This window comes from Rhodococcus sp. 05-2254-2 (assembly GCF_002259095.1).
Lineage (GTDB): Bacteria > Actinomycetota > Actinomycetes > Mycobacteriales > Mycobacteriaceae > Rhodococcoides.
The window spans coordinates 671,766-690,791 of sequence record NZ_NOZJ01000001.1 but is presented as its reverse complement, the minus strand read 5'-3'; the positions used below and the strand labels follow the sequence as shown (position 1 = coordinate 690,791).

Below are 19,026 nucleotides of genomic sequence, written 5' to 3'. Positions count from 1 at the left end.
CTACTTGAGAGTAACAACTTTGAGCATCCCACTTCGTGGCCGCGCTTGGTGACCTGTCACAACGTTGCGCAGGCATCCAATGCTGCATCGACGGTCGACGTTCTGACCAGGGCGTCCAGGGCGCGTTGCTGGACGAATCCGGTCTCTCGCAAACCTTCTATCCACTGCATCATGCCGTCGAAATGTCCGAATGGATCGAGCATCACCATCGGCTTGCTGTGCATGCCCAGGTAGCCCGCCGTCCATGTCTCGAACAGCTCCTCCAACGTCCCGATCCCACCGGGCAAGGTGATGAACGCGTCGGCGCGGTCCTCCATGATCTTCTTCCGCTCACGCATCGTGTCGGTGACGATCAGCTCGTCGGCGTCTACATCGGCGACCTCACGGTGCACGAGTGCTTTCGGAATCACGCCGACCGTATTGCCGCCCGCTGCTCGCGTTGCCGCGGCGACCGCGCCCATCATCGAGACGTTCCCGCCGCCCGAGACGAGCTGCCAGCCTCGTCGACCGATCTCGGTGCCGACCTCACCGGCCAGGTCGATGAACGAAGAGTCGACGGGACCCGACGCGCAGTAGACGCAGACGCTGAGCGCGCGTTCGGTCGATGCTCGCTCGCTCACTGCTGGGCCTCGCGGACGATCCGGACAGCCTCGTCGACGCTGTCGGTGCAGTGGATGAGGTCGAGGTCCTTCTCGGACACCTTGCCTTCTTTCACGAGCGTCGTCTCGAGCCATTCGAGCAGTCCCGACCAGAAGTCCTTGCCCAGCAACACGATCGGGAATTTCGTGACCTTGGCGGTCTGCACCAGGGTCAGCGCCTCGAAGAGTTCGTCGAGAGTACCGAAACCGCCGGGAAGGCACACGAACGCCTGGGAGTACTTCACGAACATGGTCTTGCGCACGAAGAAGTAGCGAAAATTGACGCCCAGATCGACCCACTCGTTGAGGCCCTGCTCGAACGGCAGCTCGATGCCGAGCCCGATCGAGTAGCCGTCGGCCTCGCTCGCACCGCGGTTGGCCCCTTCCATCGCCCCGGGACCGCCGCCGGTGATGACGGCGAAGCCCTCCTTCGCGAGAGCGGCTCCGAGTTGCCGGGCGCGCTCGTACTCGGGATGGTCGACGGGGGTGCGCGCCGAACCGAACACGGTCACGGCCTTCGGGACCTCGGCCAGCGCACCGAATCCCTCGACGAATTCGCTCTGGATGCGCAGCACTCGCCAGGTGTCGGAGTGAATCCAGTTTCCTGGCCCTCGCTCGTCGAGCAGCCGTTGATCCGAAGTGGAGGTCTCGGTGTTCCGGCCACGCCGAAGTACTACGGATCCCTTGTGCTTGGCCGGCTTCTCGCTGCCGTGTCCTTCAACGCTGTTCATGGCGTTCAGGCTATCCGGCAGAGAGGTAGCTCCGGAGAACCTGTGTGACATGGGTGATCTGCTCGACGGGTACGCGTTCGTCGCGCTTGTGGGCCAGATTGGGGTCGCCGGGTCCGTAGTTGACCGCCGGGATCCCGAGCGCCGAGAAGCGGGAGACGTCCGTCCAGCCGTATTTGGCCCGGAACTGTCCGCCCGCTGCCTCGATGAGAGCGGACGCTGCGGGTCGGTTCAAACCGGGAAGTGCTCCGGGCGACGAGTCGGTGACCTCGAAGCCGAGATCCAGTCCCTCGACGACCTCACGAACGTGTTCGACGGCGTCGTCGACGTTGCGATCCGGCGCGAAGCGAAAGTTGACGTCGAGTTCGGCTGCGTCGGGAACAACATTGCCCGCGACCCCACCGGAGATCCGGACTGCTTGCAGCCCTTCGCGATACACGCAGCCGTCGATATCGACTGTGCGCGCACGATACGCGGCGAGTCGATTGAGGACCGCACCGAATTTGTGAATTGCATTGTCGCCCAACCAGGATCGGGCACTGTGAGCCCGTGTTCCCGACGCCGTCAGCCGAACCCGCAGCGTCCCTTGGCAACCCGCCTCGATGAATCCGCCGGAAGGTTCGCCGAGGATCGCGACGTCGGCAGCGAGCCATTCGGGGAGTTCGCGTTCGATCCGGCCCAGTCCGTTCCGCGCGGCCGCGATCTCCTCGCAGTCGTAGAACACCAGGGTCAGATCGTGCGCAGGGTTGTCGATCGTGGCGGCGAGGTGCAGGAACACCGCGTCACCCGACTTCATGTCGACGGTTCCGCACCCGTGCAGAATGTCGCCCTCGGCGCTGTCGTGCTCGCGCCTCGACGGCACGTTGTCTGCGATGGGAACCGTGTCGAGATGACCCGCGAGCATCACCCTCGATGCGAGTCCGCGGTTCGTTCGGGCCAGCACGGCGTTGCCGCTGCGGATGATCTCGAAGCCCGTCGTCTGCTCGCGAAGCGCTTGCTCCACCTCGTCTGCGATGCGCGATTCGTCCTCACTGACACTGGGGATGTCCACCAGTGCCGCGGTGAGGTCTATCGGGTCGGCATGCAGTTCGAGCGTCACGGGAGAAAACTCTAGGCCGTGGATCCCGGAATCTCGCGGACCACGCCGTCGAAGCCGGCACCGAACAATCTTCCGCTCGAGAAGCCCTGGTCGGAACGTCCGTAGGCCACGACGCTCGTCAACCGCGTACCGGTGCCGATGACACATGTCGCCCCCGGCGCATCGATGCGGACGACGGAGCCGCCTGCGTTGAGCGGCACCACCGGGCGTCCCGCATCGTCGAGGGTGAGCCCGTCCGGAGCCGCGAAGCCGTCGAGTCCCGACAGGTCGAGAACACTTTCCGGTGCCGAGGGGTCGGCGATCGGGATCCTGCTGACGCCCGGGTTCACGAAAGTCCGCGAGACGTACAGGTACCGATCGGCGGCGTCGAGCACCGCGCCGTTGGCACTGGGGAAGCTCGCCCACGCCGGGTCGACCGAACCGTCGGGGCTGATCCGGCCGATCAGCGAGCCGAAGTCGTTGGTGGCGTACACCGTTCCGTCGGCGGCAACGGCAAGGCCGTTGGCCGCGCTCAGACCGGACGCGAACGGAGTGACGGTGAGAGTGTCGACGTCGAGTCGAACGATCCCCGCGGCCCTGACGATGTCTCCGACGAAGACGCGAGGGTCCGCTCCGTAGCCGACCAGCAGGGTGCCGTCGGGCATCCAGGCCAGAGCGCCACCGCCTCCGCTGGGGACCATCGCGATGGGATAGGCGGCCTGTCCTGGCGCGTCGATGCGGTACACCCGGCCGGAGACGATGTCGGTGACGTAGGCGCGGCCCGACGCGTCGACTGCCAGTCCTTCCAGAGCTGACCCCGGGATTCGTGCGACCACTGCCGACGGCCCGCCTGCTCCGGCGCAATCGGGATCTGCGGCTGCGGTGCCGGAGCCGAGGACGACACCGCTCGACACCACCACAGCGGCAGCAATAGCCGTGACGACCGAACGCACGCGCGCGGACATGCTCGAATTCATGGCACTCCCCCAGCCTCGGCGACCCCCTGTCAGCCGATGACGATGTCTACCACGCGCCTGTGACAACCAAACCCAGCGCGACTCCGAGCACGATCGTCGTCGCCAGGGTGGTCACCAACCCGGTGAAGGACACACTGCCCGCCATCGCCGAGGTCGCGCCACGGCTACGGGAGGCGGTACGAGTGATCACCGGACACACTCTGTCAGCTCCCCGCCGCCGATTCGTCGGCCTGCATCCCGATGCGATCACGCTCGGCAGTCGAACCGATAACGAACCGACGCAGCACCCGAATCGAGGTGTTCCCGCAATCCGCACGCCCGAGACCGTGTGCAGAACAGTCGCCGACCGGAGCCGGTTGCCGAGCCCACCGCATTCGGCCCACCGCGTATTCTTCGTCCCGTGAGCGCACATGGAGCATCAGCAGTAGGAATAGCCAACATCACGACGTCGGGCGTTGTTCTCGACACCTGGTTTCCGAGCCCGGAGCTCGGGTCGGGCTTCGAGACCGGCACCACCCGGCTCGAGGGTTCGGACGTCCCCGAGGAGCTGGCCGCTCTCGTCGGACCGGACGAGGCGCGCGGCGTCGAGGTCGTCGCAGTGCGCACCAGCATCGCCTCGCTCGACGACGCCCCGATCGACGCCCACGATGCGTATCTGCGACTGCATCTCCTGTCGCGCCGGTTGATTCAGCCGCACGGGCAGAACCTCGACGGAGTGTTCGGTCTGCTGGCCAACGTGGTGTGGACCAACTTCGGGCCCGCTGCGGTGGACGGTTTCGAGACGGTGCGCGCAAAGCTGCGCGCCCGCGGTCCGGTGACCGTGTACGGAGTCGACAAGTTCCCGCGCCTGGTCGATTACGTCGTTCCCACCGGAGTTCGTATCGCCGACGCCGACCGCGTTCGTCTCGGCGCGCACCTGGCCAGCGGGACGACGGTCATGCACGAGGGCTTCGTCAACTTCAATGCCGGCACGCTCGGCAACTCGATGGTCGAGGGACGAATCTCCGCGGGTGTCGTGGTGGGCGACGGTTCCGACGTGGGTGGCGGTGCGTCGATCATGGGCACGCTCTCCGGTGGCGGCAAGAACGTCATCTCCGTCGGTAAGAGCTGCCTGTTGGGCGCGAACTCCGGGCTCGGCATTTCGCTCGGTGACGACTGCGTCGTCGAGGCCGGGCTCTACATCACCGCCGGCACGAAGGTGAGCGGTCCGGATGGGACAGTGGTGAAGGCTGCCACGTTGTCCGGCAAGTCGAACCTGCTGTTCCGTCGCAACTCGCTGTCGGGTGCTGTCGAGGTGGTGCCGTGGAAGGGTACCGGCGTCGAACTGAACGCGGCATTGCACGCCAACGACTAGCTTGCTCCACCCCAATCGGCCTGTCGAACAATCTCGTCCAGCCCCGCACCGTGTTCTCGGTGCGGGGCTGGAGTCTTTCCTGAGGCTCACGCGATGTGGGGGCCTGCTCGGGCGTGGGATGGCCTGGGTTGCCGGTAGGGGTCGACGGTTGCCGGCGGTACGAGCCCCCGCAAGCGGGAGGTGCCCCCACACGGGTGGTTGTCGGTGCCGATGAACACTTCCCAGTCGGAGTGGTGCATGAGGCGGTGGTGTAACCCGCACAACAGAACCAGATTGTTCATGTCGGTGGGGCCGCCGTCGGGTGTTGATGTCGACTGGATCTGCGGTGTCGGTGTCGGATTCTGTTGCTGCGCGTGAGGTTTCGTCGTCGGTGATGTCGTCGGCGATGTCGCGGAGGTCGGTGAGGTCCTGCAACCGGATGTGCAGGTTCAGGTGCGGGCGCTCTCCGCCTTCGATGGGGCGATCCCTGGAGGCGAGGTACTGGTCGAGGATGTGTCCGAAGGCGTCGGCTCTGCGCCTGGCGGGGCTGCGCTGGTCTTGGGTGCCGTCGGCGGCGGGGTGGGGTTCGGTCAACGGGGAGAGCGCAGTGAGCAGTTTCTCGCCGGTGACAGCATCGAAGTCTCCTTTGAGTACCAGCCGCCCGTTGAGGGTTGTGGAGGCGAAGAGTTCGTTGCGGTCGGTGTTCTCGGCGGGTGGTTTCTTGCTGCCGAAGCTGTCTTCGAGTCTGGTGATCGCTGCTCGGATCCGGCCGGTGCGCGCGTCGGGCCCTGTCGCAGCTTTGATCAAGGCGGCGCGCGCGGCATCGCGACCCTTTTCCGGGAGGTGTTTCGGCGAAGGTGAGGATCAGGGCGGCGTGGTCGATGGTCATGACGCCGGTGTTGACGGCGTCGGCGATGTCGGGAAACGCAGCCATGCCGCGGGCGAGGGCGACGATCTTGGTTGCTTTGGACGGTGAGAGCAGGGTGGTGGAGGTCAGCCAGCCGGCGGGTCCGGGGAAGCCGAGTTTCTCCCGTGAGACGCGGGTGTCGATCTCGGCGACGAGAGCGATCCGCCTGGCTTCCAACAACTGGATCTGATGGGAGACCGCGGTGGCGTCGGCGAGCAGTTCGCTCTCGCTCAGTTGCCAGATCTCCGTGGTCATGGAGCAAGTGTATCGAACGCGCGTTCGACTGACAACCATAGTGCAATCGAAAACTATTGCCCTGCACAAGGATTCGAGAATCAAACCTGTCGGAGGCGTGTGATAGGAGCCGACTCATTCTTCACGATTCACGGTCGACCACCACAGTTCCTTGGTGGTAGAGAATCTTCCATGCATCGTTACTTCGCTGCCACACCGTGACCCTGCGGGTGAGCCGGTCGTCGAGCAGCAGGGTGTACGTCAGCAGGAAGTTCTCGGGTGCAACTTCCCGTAGCTCGAACCCGCCGGCCTCCCAGTCGGCGTCGAACCGGCCTTCCGTCGCTATCGATATCGGAGGCTCGGACCAGCGTCAGCCGATGGTCCCCAGCGACGCCAGAGTCTTCACCACTGCGCGTGCAGCCTCGGCACCCTTCTTCTCCAGGTGCGCGGTGAAGAAGGCTGTGTGGTCGTCGTGTTCGTGGAAGTGGTGTGGTGTCAGCACTACCGAGAACACCGGCACGTCGGTGTCCAGCTGCACTCGCATCAGGCCGTCGATGACCGCTGTTTCGACGAAATCGTGTCGGTAGATTCCGCCGTCGACCACCAGCGCAGCGGCGACGATTGCGGCGTACTTGCCCGTCTTGGCCAACCGCTGTGCGTGCAGTGGGATCTCGAAGGCCCCGGGCACCTCGAACACGTCGAGCGGCGTCTCGGCTTGTCCGAGCTTCTGCAGTTCGGCGGAGAATCCCACTCGCGCGCGATCGACGATGTCCAGGTGCCAGCTGGCGTGGACGAAGGCAATGGAACCGGCGAGTGGAGTGGTCATGGGTGCGATGCTAGCGGTATCGCTCGTCGAGCAAGTCGAGTGTCGGGCCATCGAATTCACCGGCGAAATACTTCTGCAACACTTCGCCGAATACGGACTGACCCTTGGTAGCTTCGGCGAAAAGCGTCATGGACGAATGCAGCTTCAGGTTGTCGGGATAACCGAAGATCTCCTCGACCGTCCGCCCCTCGACAGCCACCACAAGCCGGGCCGCCTTCTTCAGGCGCGGCCCCAGTACCTCGTGAGACATGTACAGCTCCGCCTCGGTCAGATCGGCGATGCCGAAGTGTTGGGCAGGCGCACTGCGCCCCAATCCGGCCAATTGCGGGAACACGAACCACATCCAGTGTGTCTGCTTTCGCCCTGCTTTCAGTTCCTTCGTCACCGCGGTCCAGACGGGGTCCTGAGCATCGACGAAGCGTTGCAGGTCGTATTCGGTCATGCCGTTCAACTTAGGTGAACCCGCGCAGCAGAGTGTCGACTGTGGCGTCGAGCAGATCCTCGGTCGGGACGCCGTCGAGCAGGTCGCCGGTGGCCAGCATCGCGAGTCCGTGCACGCTCGCAAAAGCGACGCGCGCGAGTATCTCGGGTGGAGCCTCGGTGATCACACCGGCCGCCATCGCCTCCTTCAGCAAAGCCTCGGTGGCGGTCATACTCTCGTGCGCAACGCTTTTCAGCTTCTCACTGGCGTCGGGGTGGTGCTTGGTGCTGTACATGACGTCCAGCAACTCCGGGTGTTCGACGGCGAATCCGAGGTAGGCACGGGCGACGCCACGGAACCTGGCCATCAGCTCACCGGGTCCCGTTGCCGCTGCGACCATCCGGCGATTCAATTCCTCGAATCCGTGCAGCGCCAATGCATCCAGCAGCGCCTGCTTGTCGCGGAAGTGGCGCGCCGGGGCACCGTGACTGACGCCGACGTCTCTGGCCAGCTGCCGAAGCGACAACGCGTCGACCCCGCCGTGCGCGATGCTCCGTTCGGCCTCGTCGAGCAACACCGCGCGCAGGTCGCCATGGTGGTAGCGCTGCGTTGCCATGCCCTCACCCTAGGTGATGTTGGCGTTGACAACAATGCTGACACTGCCTACATTGGCGGCCATGACTTCCACAGCGCTCATCACCGGAGCAAGTTCGGGGCTCGGCGAGGAATTCGCCACCCGCTTCGCCGCACGCGGCGAGAACGTCGTCCTCGTGGCGCGACGCACCGATCGACTGAACGCCCTGGCACGGCGCATCGAAGCCGATCACGGGGTGACGGCCACCGTCGTAGCCATGGATCTTGGCGTCCCCGGCATCGGCGAAACCCTTCGAACCACATTGGCGGACAGGGGAATCACACCCACCACACTGATCAACAACGCAGGCTTCGGCACGCACGGGAAGTTCGCCGACGAGGATCCGAAGCGCGTGGCCGCAGAGATCGCCCTCAACATCAGTGCGCTGGTCGACCTCACTCACGCATTCCTGCCGAACCTGACCGGCGCACTGATCAACGTCGCGAGTACCGCCGCGTACCAACCCACACCCAACATGGCCGTCTACGGCGCAACGAAGGCATTCGTCCTGAACTTCACCGAAGCGCTGGCCTTCGAGCACCGCGCCTCGCTGCTGAAGATTCTCGCGCTCTCCCCCGGCCCTACCCGCACCGAGTTCTTCGACGTCGTCGGATCCGAGGACGCCGCGGTGGGCAACTTCCAGACCTCCGAGCAAGTGGTCGCGACGGCTCTGCGCGCGTTGGACTCTCGCCGCACCCCCGCCAGCATCGTGTCCGGCCTGTCCAACAAGATCAGCGCCGGCAGTGTCCGTTTTGCTCCACGTGCACTGGCCACCGTGATCAGTGGTCGCCTGCTGAAAGCATGAGGCCGGCAAGGATGCGCTCGAACACCACTCGCTCGGAAGCCGGAATCGCGTCGAGCAGATACCGTCTGACCGCCTCCGCGTGAACGGGCCGCGCGCGCACGACGGCGTCGCGCCCCACCTCGGTGAGAACTACCTCCACTCCCCCGTCGACCGGACGACGAGTGATCAGTCCGCGGTCGGCCATTCGGGTCAGATGATGCGACAGCCGACTGCGATGCCACTCGAGCAACGCCGCCAATGCGCTCTGTCGCAGCACCCCATGCCCTATTTCGTGCACTCGGGTCAGAACCGCGAAGTCCTGATCCGACAAGCCAGTTCTGTCCGCGATCTCCGCGGTGACGCGAGTCCATACGGCGTCCTGCGCCCGCTTCCACGCGTGCCACAGGGCCATCTCGGATTCGTTCAACAGCGTCATTGCGCCACCCTATCCACCGACCTGTTGACATGACAACACAACCGGGTGCATGGTGTTGATATGACAACACACACTGCTTTGGTCACGGGTGCCAACCGAGGCATCGGCCTTGCCATCGTCCGCGGCCTCGCCGCCCAGGGGTTTGTCGTCTATCTGGGCTCGCGAGATCTCGCCGGGGGCGTCACCGCGGCCACCGGGATCGACGGAGACGTACGCCCGATTCGGCTCGATGTCACCTCGGCCGACGACATCGACGAGGCCGTCCGACACATCGACACCGAAGTGGGCCACCTCGACGCTCTGATCAACAACGCAGGCATCAACGTCGGCTATCACCGCCCTATCGAGGAGAATTCGTCGGATCTGCGAAAGGTGTACGACGTCAACGTCTTCGCCGTCGTCGATGTGACCAACGCATTCCTGCCGCTACTGAGAGAGTCCCCGGCCGGTCGGATCGTCAACGTCACCAGCAAGCGCGGTTCCATCGGCGAGGACGGCGCATGGGTGGGCACGCCATCGATGGCGTATTCGAGCTCGAAGACCGCTCTGAACGCCCTCACCGTCCACTACGCCCGAGACCTTGCCGATACCCCGATCAAGGTCAACGGAGCAGCTCCTGGGCACGTCGCCACCGACTTCAATGGATTCCGCGGAACGCGATCGCCGGACGAGGGTGCGGCCGTGGCGATTCGACTCGCCACCCTCGACGCCGACGGACCCACCGGACTGGTTTTCGAGGACAACACCGTCCTCACGTGGTGAGGCGTACGCGCGCCTACCCCCGTGTCCGACGCGAATCGATCACTCCCGTATCGAATCCGGCCAGGTGCAATCCCCCGTGGAATCGGGCGTGTTCGATCTTGAGGCACCGATCCATGACGACGTTCAATCCCGCTGCCTCGCCGTCCTGGGCCACCTGCTCGTGCCACAGCCCCAATTGAAGCCAGATCGTCTTCGCCTGCGCTGCAATGGTTTCCGAAAGCACTGCAGGAAGGTCGTCGTACTTGCGGAACACGTCGACCAGATCCGGCGGCTTCGGTAGGTCGGCGAGTGTGGGGTAGACCGTCGTTCCTTCGATGTCGGTGACCGTCGGGTTGACCAGAAAGATTTCGTAGTTGCTCGTCGACGAGAGGTAGCGGTTGACGAAGTAGCTTGCCCGCGAGGGGTTCTTGGACGCTCCGACGATCGCGACGGTCGTCGTCTCTCGCAGGATGCGTTGCCGCTGCGGCGCGGACGGGCCCTGCCAGGTGCGTTCGCTCATGACCGAGCCTTTCCTGTTGCCAGTGTCAGGGCCTGATCCAGGTCCCACAGAATGTCCTCGGCGTCTTCGAGGCCGACGCTGATACGAATCAGCTCGGGACCGACACCTGCTCCGCGCAGTTGCTCGTCGGTCAGTTGTCGGTGCGTGGTGCTGCCCGGGTGGATAACCAGCGTGCGCACGTCACCGATGTTGGCGACGTGGCTGGCGACCTGGACGCTCTCGACGAACGCCTGCCCGGCCTCGCGGCCACCGTCGATTCCGAAGGCGAACACCGCACCGGGACCGGTGGGGAGGTACTTCGCTGCTCGGTCGTGGTGTGGGTGACTGTGCAGCCCGGCCCATCTCACGTACTCGATCCGGGGATCTGCCTCGAGCCACTCGGCGACCACCCGAGCATTGGCGACGTGCGCGTCCATGCGTTGCGGCAGCGTCTCCACTCCCTGGATCAACGTGAATGCCGATTGCGGTGCGAGTGCGCCACCGATGTCGCGCAACTGCTCGCTGCGCAGCTTGGTCAGAAAGCCGTATTCGCCGAAGTTCCCCCACCACGACAGACCGCCGTACGAATCCACCGGGGCCGTCATCTGCGGGAATTTGCCCGAGCCCCAATCGAATCGCCCGGATTCGACCACCACTCCCCCGAGCGTCGATCCGTGACCACCGAGGAACTTGGTGGCCGAGTGGATCACGATGTCGGCACCGAATTCGATGGGCCGGCTCAGCCACGGCGTCGCCATCGTCGCGTCGATCACCAACGGAATTCCGTGATCGTGGGCCACGGCGGCGAGACCCTCGAGGTCGGCGATCTCCCCCGACGGATTGCCGATGATCTCCGCGTAGATCAGCTTGGTCGAATCCGTCACCGCTGCTGCGTAATCCGCAGGATCGGTACCGGGAACGAACGTGGTCTCGACGCCGAAGCGACGTAGTGTGACGTCGAGCTGGGTCACCGTGCCGCCGTAGAGCCCGGCCGCGGCGACGATGTGGTCGCCGGTGCCGGCAAGCGCAGCGAACACTGCGAACTCGGCCGCCAACCCACTGGCGAACGCCACCGCCCCGATGCCGCCTTCGAGGCTCGCGATGCGCTCCTCGAAGGCGGCGACCGTGGGGTTGCCGATGCGGCTGTAGACGTTGCCGTACTTCTGCAGAGCGAACAGATCGCCTGCGTCCGCAGAATTCTCGAACACGTAGCTGGCCGTCTGATAGATGGGCACAGCACGCGAACCGGTGGAAGGATCCGGTCTCGCTCCGGCGTGAATTGCTCTGGTACGCAGGCCGAATGTCCGTTCGCTCATGACATCAGGCCGTTTCGAGAACGGTGTGAATCGGGGTGGGATTGCGCGTCAGATCCAGCACGGGGCAGTGGTCGTCGACGGCCTTCTGCAGCTCCTCGTACCGCTCCCGGCTCTCGGGACCGGTGACGGTCACGACGACGCGCACCTCACCGAATCCGGGACGGACGTTGTCGTCGAAACCGAAGAATCCGCGAACGTCGAGGTCACCCTCCGCCTTGGCTTTGATGTCGTCGACGACGATACCGAGCTTCTCGGCCCAAACGCGGTAGGTGACCACCTGGCAGGACAGCAGCGAAGCCAGGTAGTACTCGACCGGGTTGGCGGCCTTGTTCTCACCGCCGAGGGCGGGCGGCTCGTCGACCTCGACGCTGAACTTGCCCAAGGTGACGGTGCTCGCGACGGCATCGTGCGCGGTGGCGGAGGCACGGAACACCGCGTGGGCGTTCTTGGCGTCGGCCTGCACGGCATCGTCGGTGGCAGCGATGACGCCGCCGATGTGGGACACAGAAGTGGTCATGGAGAATTCCTGTTCGATTCGAGGGTTGCCGGAACTACCCGAGGAGCGCGAAATGCTCGTCGGGGATGGGTTCGATCGACAGTTACGAACAGGAAGAAGTGCAGACGAGACCGAAGTCGATGGTGCGACGACGCACGAGCCTTCTGGCTGCGTCGGTCACGTGTGTCTCGGTCACGATGCCGACAATAGCTTACGAGAACTGATCCGCGCCGACATCGGTCTCGTCGTCGGTGATCGCCGCGACGATGCGTGCTGCCACCGCATCCGGCGTCAGACCCTGCGGTAGTTTCGGTGCCTGCCCGGCGATCGGCCGCGTCGCAAGCCCCGTCTCGGTGTGCGGCGGACGCACGTCGACGATCCTGATCTTCGACTTCCGCGCTTCTGTACGAACACTTTTCAGCAGCGCGCTCACCGCTGCCTTGCTCGCCGAATAGGCACCCATGTTCGGCATCGGCTTGTCGGCCACGACTGCACTGATGTTGAGCACGAACCCGCCTTGGTCCAGCGTGGTCAGTGCTTCTCGAAGCACACGCAGCGGTGCCAGGTAGTTCAGCAGCAGCAATTCGTCGACGGTGTCGTCGTCCACCTCGGTCACCGGCCCGAACGCCACAACACCTGCGGCGATGACGATTCCGTCCAACCCGCCGTGGTGTTCGACGGCCTCCGCGACCACCGATCGGGCCGAATCGGGCAGCGTCAGATCGGCGTTCACCGTGTGATGGTCCGACTCGATGCTCCGGCCGCTCAGAGTCAACCGAGCCCCGGCCTTCGCGAGCTGCTCGACGATCGGTCCGCCGAGACCGCCGCTGGCACCGAATACGAGAATGCGTGCGCCGTCGAGAGTGGTCATGATTTCGAGGCTAACCGCCTACTCGAACGCTCGCTGACGACCGGCCGAACGACGTTGCCCGGGGCGTGTACTCACAGCAGTTCGGCCGCACGGCGAACCACGTCGATGCAGAGGTCGAGATTGAGCGGGCTCAACGTCGAGAAGCCCTGAGCCACTTCACCTTGTTCGAGCACCACCACCCGGCCCGCTGCGACGCTCGGCAACGACGTGAACAGTCCGGTCTCGACGATTCCGGCCGAGCCGAAGTCGAACACGACGAGCACATCGGCATCGGCGAGGACGTCGGCGTTCTCGGCGGAAAATTCGGGACGCGGGGCGTCGGCTGTCGCTCCGTCGGACAGTGCGGCGACCGTCGTGAACCCGGCTCGCCGGAACAGATCGACGGCGGGGATCGACTCGTGACCGAGCCCGTAGAACATGGACGTGTCGTAGGCGGCGATCAAGCCGACGGTGGCACCGCCGACGTCGAGCCCTTCGAGCGCGGCGGACATCCTGGCGTCGGTGTCCGCGATGAGCTCGTCGGCGCGATCTCGCCGGTCGAGTGCCTCACCGATCATCTCGAGGTTGGCCCGCCAATCGAACGACGCGATCTGCACCACCGGGGCAAGCGATTCGAGCTGAGAACGGGAATCGGCCACCCCGTCGTCGCCGATGATGAGATCGGGTTCGGCGGCTGCGATGCGCTCGGTGTCGATCGACTCACCGAGGGAGATCCGCTCACTCGTCCCACCGAGTTCGGCGAGGGCGTTCTCGTGCCACTCCCATGATCTGTTCGGTGCGCCGATCATCTCGGCGAAGCCCTCGCGCACCCCGAACTGCACGGGGACGACCCCGAGCGCAAGTACTGTATCGAGATCCCACAGGTTGGCCACACAGGCAACCCGCTGCGGTCGACGGTCGATCACGACGGACTCACCCGCATCGTCGACGATCGTGCGGGGATAGCCGTCCCCTACCGTCCCATCGCCCGTGGCCTGCTCCTCACCGCTACCGCAGCCGGCGATCAACGCAGCGAGGGCAACGCTGCCGATGAGGAACTCACGACGCGTCGCCGCCTCGATGATGGTTGCCTCCGATCGGTGTGCTCCGAGAGCGAAAGCGGCGGCCGATTCAGGCGCAGGTGCGGTCATGACCGGAAACAATAGGCATGCCTAACCTATGCCGTCAAGGGGTCATCAGCCGAGCAACTTCTTCTGGACCTTGCCCATCGCGTTGCGTGGGAGAGAGTCGACCACTCGAATCTCGCGGGGCCGCTTGTGAATCGAGAGCTCGGTGGCCACCAGATCGATCAGCACTCGATCCTCCACATCGGTGCCGACGACGTACGCCACGATGCGCTGGCCGAGGTCGTCGTCGGGCACACCGACCACGGCCACCTCGTCGACGCTCGGATGCCCCAGCAACACCGTCTCGATCTCCCCTGCGCCGACGCGATAGCCGCCGGACTTGATCAGATCGGTCGAGGCTCGTCCCACGATTCGGTGGAAGCCGTCGGGCTCGACGAGAGCGACGTCTCCGGTGTCGAACCACCCGTCCTCGGTGAAGGTCTTCGCCGTCGCGTCCGGGTTGTTCAGGTAGCCGTCGAACAGCATGGGGCAGCGGATCTGCAACGCTCCGATGGATTCGCCGTCGTGCGGCAGGATTTCACCCTTCTCACCGCGCAGCCGGGTCTCGACGCCTGCGACCGGCAGTCCCACCGAGCCTGCTCGACGCTCCCCGTCGGCGCGGGTGCTGATGGTGATGAGGGTTTCACTCATGCCGTATCGCTCGATCGGGGCCTGGCCGGTGAGTTCACGTAGCTTCTCGAACACCGGGACCGGGAGCGGCGCACTACCGGAAACCAGCAGTCGGGCACCGGCAAGGGCGCGGGCCGACGCCTCGTCCGCGGCGACACGCGACCATACGGTCGGCACCCCGAAGTACAGGGATCCGCGCGCTGCCGCGTAGAGCTCCGGCGTCGGCTTCCCGGTGTGGATCAGCGGGCTGCCCACTCGCAGGGGGCCGAGGACGCCGAGGATGAGACCGTGCACGTGGAACAACGGAAGTCCCTGCACCACAGTGTCTCTCGATGTCCAGGCCCAGGCCTGCGCCAACGCGTCGAGCCCGGCCGCGATGGCACTGCGAGAAATCAACACGCCTTTCGGCGGGCCGGTGGTACCGGAGGTGTAGAGCACGAACGCGACCGAGGACGGTTGCGGTTCGGGGTAGCTGTGCCACGACCGTGCATGCTGACGCACCGGCAGGACCTCGAGTCCGGAGGTGTCCGGCGGCGCTTCACCGAGCCACGCCTGCGCGCCCGAGTCGTGGAGGATGTGCTCACGTTCGGCCACCCCGGCGTCGGGCGGAACCGGCACCACGGTGACACCGGCGATGAGTGCACCCACAACAGCGAGCACCGTCTTCACCGACGGCGTCGCGTAGACCGCCAGCCGGTCGGCACGCGAGATGCGTTCGGCCACGGACGTCGCCGCGCCAAGGATGTCGGCACGGGAGAGCGAGACTCCGTCGATCGTGATGGCGTCGGGAATGTCGTCTCCCCGCGCAACGGCGAGTGGGTTCAGTGAACGAAGCAGCACATGGCTACCGTACATACATGGACGTGGACGGAATCGACACCGGCGACTACGCCGAGTACATGACGGTCGCCGCCGGTGACCTGCAGGCGGGTGTCTATCTGATCGGAACCGACGCCGAGCAGGACACCGATTCCGAGGACGACCTCGACCTGGACCTCGAGGACTCCGATTCCGACGATGACGACATCGACATCGCACACGTCACCGACGGCGCGCCCAGGCTGGTCTACTCGGTGCAGTCCGACGACTTCTGGACCCGTGTGGAGTTGGCCGATCTTCGAGCCACTCAGCTCTACGAGGAAGCGCACGCACGCAATCCCGAGGTCAACACGGAGCCCAAACGCTTCACCACCGTCGAGGCGTTCGGCAGCAACGAACTGGTCTACATCCTGCGCATCCGACGCGGCGGCTGGGACGTGGGCGAGCCGGACCTCGAGCCGTGATCGGCGCGCTCCGTTAGGCGGCGGACCCGACAGTTCCGATGCCGAGCGCGACCAGGAATCCGGCGCTGATGCGGTCCAGCCAGTCGGTCACCGCGGGCCTGCTCAGCAGAGCCACCGCACGTGAGGCGAGAACGGAGAACACTCCCATCACCAGAGCGGCCACCACCACCTCGACCAGCCCGAGCGTCATGGCACCGGTGAAGGTGACCACGGTGAGGAACTGCGGCACCACTGCGAGGTAGAACAGCCCGACCTTGGGATTGAGCGCGCACGAGAGAACTCCGGCGCCGAACGCCGACCACGCAGACGCAGCGACAGGCACCAGCGGCTCACCGGCCACCTTGTTCTTCCGTCGGGCGCGGAAAGCCTTCACGCCCAGGTACAGCAGATACAGTCCGCCGAGAATCTTGACGACGCGATACGCGGTCGCGGATTGCTCGACGATCGCCGCCAGCCCGACGGCTACCAGCACCGCCCAGAACAGTCCACCGATCGCGACGCCCATCGCCGCCGCGATCCCGGGCTTGAGACCGCCGATGCTGTAACGCAGCACCAGAAACGAATCGGGCCCGGGCAGAATCGCCAGCAGAAAGCACACACCGGCGAAGCTGAGCAGCAGGCTGAGGGTCATGGGTACATGAGAACACCCGGTTCGAGTTGGGTCCAACTGACGTGAGTGTCCACAATTCTCATCGAGAAGCGGAATCCCGTTCGCCGAACCGAATAGTGGACACTCAGCGCACCAGAGAAACCCGACTACCCGCGCAGGCGATCCGCCGCAGCCTCGATGCGTTCGTCCGTGGCCGTGAGTGCGATGCGCACGTGCTGTCCACCGTTCGGACCGTAGAACTCTCCCGGTGCAGCGAGGATGCCGCGTTCGGCGAGCCAGTCGACGGTGTCGCGGCACGCTTCGCCCCGCGTCGCCCACAGGTACAGCCCGGCCTCGGAGTGGTCGACGGTGAATCCGGCTGCTTCGACGGCTTCCTTCAATACAGTCCTGCGTGATCGGTAACGCTCGCGCTGGATGTTCTCGTGTTCGTCGTCGGCCAGTGCGGCGGTCATGGCGGCCTGGATCGGCAACGGCACCATCATGCCCGCGTGCTTGCGTACCTCGAGCAACTCGGCAACCAGGGATGCGTCGCCGGTGACGAAGCCGGCGCGGTAGCTGGCCAGATTCGAGGTCTTCGAAAGCGAGTGCACCGCAAGCAGATTGGTGTGATCGCCGTCGCACACGCGCGGATCCAACACGGAGACCGCTTCGGCGTCCCAGGTCAGTCCCAGGTAGCACTCGTCCGAGACGACGATGGCGTCACGCTCGCGGGCCCACTCGACGACTTTGCGGAGATGCTCGACTCCGAGCACCTTGCCGGACGGGTTGGACGGTGAATTGACGAAGATCAGCGACGCCCGCTCGGGGCCCAGACGCGACAGCCCGTCGGCTCGCAGAATTCGCGCGCCCGCCAGCAGTGCCCCCACTTCGTAAGTGGGGTAGGCCAATTCGGGGATGACAACCAGGTCGTCGGCTCCCAGGCCGAGCAGCGTCGGCAGCCAAGCGATCATTTCCTTGGTGCCGATGGCCGGGAGCACCGCGTCGGGCGAGAGACCGGTGATCGAGTACCGACGCTCGAGCGCGGCCACCGCGGCCTCGCGCAACGCGACGGTACCGACCGTGGTGGGGTAACCGGGCTCGCCCGCAACGGAATTCAAGGCCGTACGGATCACCTGCGCAACCGGATCCACCGGTGTACCCACCGACAGGTTGACGATGCCGCCCGGGTGCGCCGACGCCTTCTCCTTGGCAGCGGTCAACGAGTCCCATGGAAAATCGGGCAGCGCCGCTGCCACCGCTCTGCGTGCCAAGGCGTCAGTTCTCGCCCATGGGAGGCAGAGCCTTGATGAACGGCGGGTCGTAGTCGGTCTTGCCGAGCTTCGCAGCGCCGCCTGGAGATCCCAGGTCGTCGAAGAAGTCGACGTTGGCACCGACGTATGCGCTCCACTGCTCGGGCACGTCGTCCTCGTAGAAAATGGCCTCGACGGGGCACACGGGCTCGCAGGCTCCGCAGTCGACGCATTCGTCGGGGTGGATGTACAGCATTCGGTTACCCTCGTAGATGCAATCCACCGGGCACTCTTCGATGCACGCTTTGTCCAGTACATCTACGCACGGTTCTGCAATCGAGTAGGTCACTGCTGCTCTCCCCTCCTGTATCGATCGTGGGCGCTCGCGCGCCCTGAGCATCCTAGTATCGCGGTCCGAACCTGGAGCAAACCGACCAGGGTGACCTCACCTGGCTCGATCGGCTATCGCCGCAGCTGCTTCGCGGGCGAGTCGGCCCCGAGGTTCGAGGCATTCTTGTGGGCCGCAAGCCACTTGCGGCCCTGCTTGGCGGCACGAGAGAGCGCGCCTCGCTCGCCGAAGTATCCGGCGACACCACCGACGACCGGGATGGCACCGAGCACGCGGTAGATGCCACGAGGATGCGGACGCTTCTCCAACTCGCCTGCGACGTCGCGCAGCACGTTGGCGATCTGCCACATGCCGCGCAGCAGCGCGAACGGACCCGACTTGGGGGACTCTTCCTTCTTCGCCGGAGCACTGTCGGCCAGGGACGTCAGGTCGCGCTTGCACAGCACCGAACCGAGTAGCGCCACATGCGTCTCGCGGTCGGTCACCCCTGATTCACGGGCCACGGCGACGAGCACCATCGCCTGGTTGGCGAACCCGAGCAGATCCTGGATCGGCAGGCGGTTGACCAGGATGCCGAACACACCGGGAAACGCGACGGCAACGGTGTTGAGAGCTCCGATGCGATTGACCCACCACTGCGACCGAGCGTCACTGCCGAGCTTCTCCCAGCCTGCGGTGCCCGGGAAGTCGGTGGTGTCGAAGGCCTTCGCGAGGAAATCGATGACGTTGTCGAGGGTCGAATCATCCGCAGAGGACTCGCGGAACGTCCTGCCCTTGAGCCCTATCGGGTCGCGTGTCGCGAGGATGTCGAGCACGGGATGGATGATGGCGACGGCACTGCTCAGCACCGCGGCGACGCGACGGTCGTCCATGTCAGACAAGCTCCATTTCGAGAGTGAC

24 protein-coding genes and 1 pseudogene are annotated in these 19,026 nt (G+C 65.2%); 5 read left to right on the top strand and 20 right to left on the bottom strand.

From position 1 onward, the window contains the following. Positions 1-56 precede the first annotated feature (56 nt). From CH283_RS03495 to CH283_RS28185, 5 genes are read right to left on the bottom strand one after another with little or no spacing between them, the layout of a single operon-like run. Positions 57-620 (bottom strand): TIGR00730 family Rossman fold protein, encoded by a 564-nt coding sequence (locus CH283_RS03495; protein WP_094641277.1) that lies wholly within the window; start codon positions 618-620, stop codon positions 57-59. Then, a complete protein-coding gene (locus CH283_RS03490; RefSeq protein ID WP_094641275.1) occupies positions 617-1,369 on the bottom strand; it encodes a TIGR00730 family Rossman fold protein in 753 nt (250 codons plus the stop codon). The genes CH283_RS03495 and CH283_RS03490 overlap by 4 nt, the downstream gene beginning before the upstream one ends. A gap of 10 nt (positions 1,370-1,379) precedes the next feature. Beyond that, on the bottom strand, positions 1,380-2,465 hold the full coding sequence (gene dapE, locus CH283_RS03485) for a succinyl-diaminopimelate desuccinylase (RefSeq protein WP_094641273.1): 1,086 nt from the start codon (positions 2,463-2,465) through the stop codon (positions 1,380-1,382). Positions 2,466-2,476: 11 nt separating this feature from the next. Then, entirely contained in the window at positions 2,477-3,421 is a 945-nt protein-coding gene (locus CH283_RS03480) for an SMP-30/gluconolactonase/LRE family protein (protein ID WP_094641271.1), read from the bottom strand. 46 nt (positions 3,422-3,467) lie between these two features. Beyond that, positions 3,468-3,611 (bottom strand): hypothetical protein, encoded by a 144-nt coding sequence (locus CH283_RS28185; RefSeq protein ID WP_176460385.1) that lies wholly within the window; start codon positions 3,609-3,611, stop codon positions 3,468-3,470. A 210-nt stretch (positions 3,612-3,821) separates the two neighbouring features. On the opposite strand from CH283_RS28185, the gene dapD reads away from it, so the two are divergent. Continuing rightward, positions 3,822-4,775 (top strand): 2,3,4,5-tetrahydropyridine-2,6-dicarboxylate N-succinyltransferase, encoded by a 954-nt coding sequence (gene dapD / locus CH283_RS03470; RefSeq protein ID WP_094641267.1) that lies wholly within the window; start codon positions 3,822-3,824, stop codon positions 4,773-4,775. Between the two features lie 459 nt (positions 4,776-5,234). Here dapD and CH283_RS28625 read toward each other — a convergent pair. Further along, a pseudogene (locus CH283_RS28625) lies at positions 5,235-5,561 on the bottom strand (DUF222 domain-containing protein); the annotation flags it as partial. 50 nt (positions 5,562-5,611) lie between these two features. Between CH283_RS28625 and CH283_RS28620 the strand changes: the two are divergent. Continuing rightward, positions 5,612-5,851, top strand: coding sequence for a hypothetical protein (locus tag CH283_RS28620; protein ID WP_255183066.1), 240 nt, complete (start codon positions 5,612-5,614; stop codon positions 5,849-5,851). 414 nt (positions 5,852-6,265) lie between these two features. Here CH283_RS28620 and CH283_RS03460 read toward each other — a convergent pair whose 3' ends face one another. The 3 genes from CH283_RS03460 to CH283_RS03450 are packed head-to-tail and all read right to left on the bottom strand — an operon-like array spanning position 6,266 to position 7,758. Beyond that, a complete protein-coding gene (locus CH283_RS03460) occupies positions 6,266-6,721 on the bottom strand; it encodes a 6,7-dimethyl-8-ribityllumazine synthase (protein ID WP_094641265.1) in 456 nt (151 codons plus the stop codon). 10 nt (positions 6,722-6,731) lie between these two features. Further along, entirely contained in the window at positions 6,732-7,163 is a 432-nt protein-coding gene (locus CH283_RS03455; RefSeq protein WP_094641263.1) for a DUF1810 domain-containing protein, read from the bottom strand. Positions 7,164-7,173: 10 nt separating this feature from the next. Next, on the bottom strand, positions 7,174-7,758 hold the full coding sequence (locus CH283_RS03450) for a TetR/AcrR family transcriptional regulator (protein WP_094641261.1): 585 nt from the start codon (positions 7,756-7,758) through the stop codon (positions 7,174-7,176). Between the two features lie 61 nt (positions 7,759-7,819). Between CH283_RS03450 and CH283_RS03445 the strand changes: the two genes are divergently transcribed. Beyond that, positions 7,820-8,581 (top strand): SDR family NAD(P)-dependent oxidoreductase, encoded by a 762-nt coding sequence (locus CH283_RS03445; protein ID WP_255183065.1) that lies wholly within the window; start codon positions 7,820-7,822, stop codon positions 8,579-8,581. Here the strand turns inward: CH283_RS03445 and CH283_RS03440 are convergent. Further along, on the bottom strand, positions 8,556-8,996 hold the full coding sequence (locus tag CH283_RS03440; RefSeq protein WP_094629587.1) for a MarR family winged helix-turn-helix transcriptional regulator: 441 nt from the start codon (positions 8,994-8,996) through the stop codon (positions 8,556-8,558). The two genes, CH283_RS03445 and CH283_RS03440, sit on opposite strands and share 26 nt — an antisense overlap. A 60-nt stretch (positions 8,997-9,056) precedes the next feature. On the opposite strand from CH283_RS03440, the gene CH283_RS03435 reads away from it, so the two are divergent. Then, positions 9,057-9,758, top strand: coding sequence for an SDR family oxidoreductase (locus CH283_RS03435; RefSeq protein WP_068053041.1), 702 nt, complete (start codon positions 9,057-9,059; stop codon positions 9,756-9,758). 13 nt (positions 9,759-9,771) lie between these two features. On the opposite strand, the gene CH283_RS03430 is transcribed toward CH283_RS03435, so the two are convergent. The 6 genes from CH283_RS03430 to CH283_RS03405 form a co-directional block, all read right to left on the bottom strand. Further along, positions 9,772-10,257, bottom strand: coding sequence for a CoA-binding protein (locus CH283_RS03430; protein ID WP_094641257.1), 486 nt, complete (start codon positions 10,255-10,257; stop codon positions 9,772-9,774). Continuing rightward, on the bottom strand, positions 10,254-11,552 hold the full coding sequence (locus CH283_RS03425; protein WP_094629584.1) for an O-acetylhomoserine aminocarboxypropyltransferase/cysteine synthase family protein: 1,299 nt from the start codon (positions 11,550-11,552) through the stop codon (positions 10,254-10,256). Before CH283_RS03425 ends, CH283_RS03430 begins: the two co-directional genes overlap by 4 nt. A gap of 4 nt (positions 11,553-11,556) precedes the next feature. Further along, positions 11,557-12,069, bottom strand: coding sequence for an OsmC family protein (locus CH283_RS03420; RefSeq protein ID WP_094641255.1), 513 nt, complete (start codon positions 12,067-12,069; stop codon positions 11,557-11,559). 190 nt (positions 12,070-12,259) lie between these two features. After that, positions 12,260-12,919: an SDR family NAD(P)-dependent oxidoreductase gene (locus tag CH283_RS03415; protein WP_094641253.1), complete on the bottom strand. Its 660-nt coding sequence runs from the start codon at positions 12,917-12,919 to the stop codon at positions 12,260-12,262. A 71-nt stretch (positions 12,920-12,990) separates the two neighbouring features. Beyond that, complete coding sequence (locus tag CH283_RS03410) at positions 12,991-14,049, bottom strand: ABC transporter substrate-binding protein (RefSeq protein WP_094641251.1); 1,059 nt, start codon at positions 14,047-14,049, stop codon at positions 12,991-12,993. A gap of 45 nt (positions 14,050-14,094) precedes the next feature. Then, positions 14,095-15,510, bottom strand: coding sequence for an acyl-CoA synthetase (locus tag CH283_RS03405; protein ID WP_068053023.1), 1,416 nt, complete (start codon positions 15,508-15,510; stop codon positions 14,095-14,097). Between the two features lie 2 nt (positions 15,511-15,512). Between CH283_RS03405 and CH283_RS03400 the strand changes: the two genes are divergently transcribed. After that, positions 15,513-15,938: a hypothetical protein gene (locus tag CH283_RS03400; RefSeq protein ID WP_094641249.1), complete on the top strand. Its 426-nt coding sequence runs from the start codon at positions 15,513-15,515 to the stop codon at positions 15,936-15,938. A 13-nt stretch (positions 15,939-15,951) separates the two neighbouring features. Here the strand turns inward: CH283_RS03400 and CH283_RS03395 are convergent, their stop codons facing one another. From CH283_RS03395 to CH283_RS03380, 4 genes are all read right to left on the bottom strand, one after another. Next, positions 15,952-16,569, bottom strand: coding sequence for a LysE family translocator (locus tag CH283_RS03395; RefSeq protein WP_094641247.1), 618 nt, complete (start codon positions 16,567-16,569; stop codon positions 15,952-15,954). A 125-nt stretch (positions 16,570-16,694) separates the two neighbouring features. Further along, complete coding sequence (gene dapC, locus CH283_RS03390; protein WP_068053014.1) at positions 16,695-17,798, bottom strand: succinyldiaminopimelate transaminase; 1,104 nt, start codon at positions 17,796-17,798, stop codon at positions 16,695-16,697. 4 nt (positions 17,799-17,802) lie between these two features. After that, a complete protein-coding gene (fdxA, locus tag CH283_RS03385) occupies positions 17,803-18,126 on the bottom strand; it encodes a ferredoxin (protein WP_008714223.1) in 324 nt (107 codons plus the stop codon). A gap of 113 nt (positions 18,127-18,239) precedes the next feature. Further along, positions 18,240-18,998: a hypothetical protein gene (locus CH283_RS03380; protein ID WP_094641245.1), complete on the bottom strand. Its 759-nt coding sequence runs from the start codon at positions 18,996-18,998 to the stop codon at positions 18,240-18,242. Positions 18,999-19,026 lie beyond the last annotated feature (28 nt).

Excerpts from the sequence above, each read along its gene's own strand:
- CH283_RS03490 (WP_094641275.1), bottom strand. The coding sequence starts at position 1,369 with ATGAACAGCGTTGAAGGACACGGCAGCGAGAAGCCGGCCAAGCACAAG.
- CH283_RS03480 (WP_094641271.1), bottom strand. The coding sequence starts at position 3,421 with ATGAATTCGAGCATGTCCGCGCGCGTGCGTTCGGTCGTCACGGCTATT.
- CH283_RS03460 (WP_094641265.1), bottom strand. The coding sequence starts at position 6,721 with ATGACCACTCCACTCGCCGGTTCCATTGCCTTCGTCCACGCCAGCTGG.
- CH283_RS03455 (WP_094641263.1), bottom strand. The coding sequence starts at position 7,163 with ATGACCGAATACGACCTGCAACGCTTCGTCGATGCTCAGGACCCCGTC.
- CH283_RS03450 (WP_094641261.1), bottom strand. The coding sequence starts at position 7,758 with ATGGCAACGCAGCGCTACCACCATGGCGACCTGCGCGCGGTGTTGCTC.
- CH283_RS03445 (WP_255183065.1), top strand. The coding sequence starts at position 7,820 with ATGACTTCCACAGCGCTCATCACCGGAGCAAGTTCGGGGCTCGGCGAG.
- CH283_RS03440 (WP_094629587.1), bottom strand. The coding sequence starts at position 8,996 with ATGACGCTGTTGAACGAATCCGAGATGGCCCTGTGGCACGCGTGGAAG.
- CH283_RS03435 (WP_068053041.1), top strand. The coding sequence starts at position 9,057 with ATGACAACACACACTGCTTTGGTCACGGGTGCCAACCGAGGCATCGGC.
- CH283_RS03430 (WP_094641257.1), bottom strand. The coding sequence starts at position 10,257 with ATGAGCGAACGCACCTGGCAGGGCCCGTCCGCGCCGCAGCGGCAACGC.
- CH283_RS03425 (WP_094629584.1), bottom strand. The coding sequence starts at position 11,552 with ATGAGCGAACGGACATTCGGCCTGCGTACCAGAGCAATTCACGCCGGA.
- CH283_RS03420 (WP_094641255.1), bottom strand. The coding sequence starts at position 12,069 with ATGACCACTTCTGTGTCCCACATCGGCGGCGTCATCGCTGCCACCGAC.
- CH283_RS03415 (WP_094641253.1), bottom strand. The coding sequence starts at position 12,919 with ATGACCACTCTCGACGGCGCACGCATTCTCGTATTCGGTGCCAGCGGC.
- CH283_RS03410 (WP_094641251.1), bottom strand. The coding sequence starts at position 14,049 with ATGACCGCACCTGCGCCTGAATCGGCCGCCGCTTTCGCTCTCGGAGCA.
- CH283_RS03405 (WP_068053023.1), bottom strand. The coding sequence starts at position 15,510 with ATGTACGGTAGCCATGTGCTGCTTCGTTCACTGAACCCACTCGCCGTT.
- CH283_RS03400 (WP_094641249.1), top strand. The coding sequence starts at position 15,513 with ATGGACGTGGACGGAATCGACACCGGCGACTACGCCGAGTACATGACG.
- CH283_RS03395 (WP_094641247.1), bottom strand. The coding sequence starts at position 16,569 with ATGACCCTCAGCCTGCTGCTCAGCTTCGCCGGTGTGTGCTTTCTGCTG.
- CH283_RS03380 (WP_094641245.1), bottom strand. The coding sequence starts at position 18,998 with ATGGACGACCGTCGCGTCGCCGCGGTGCTGAGCAGTGCCGTCGCCATC.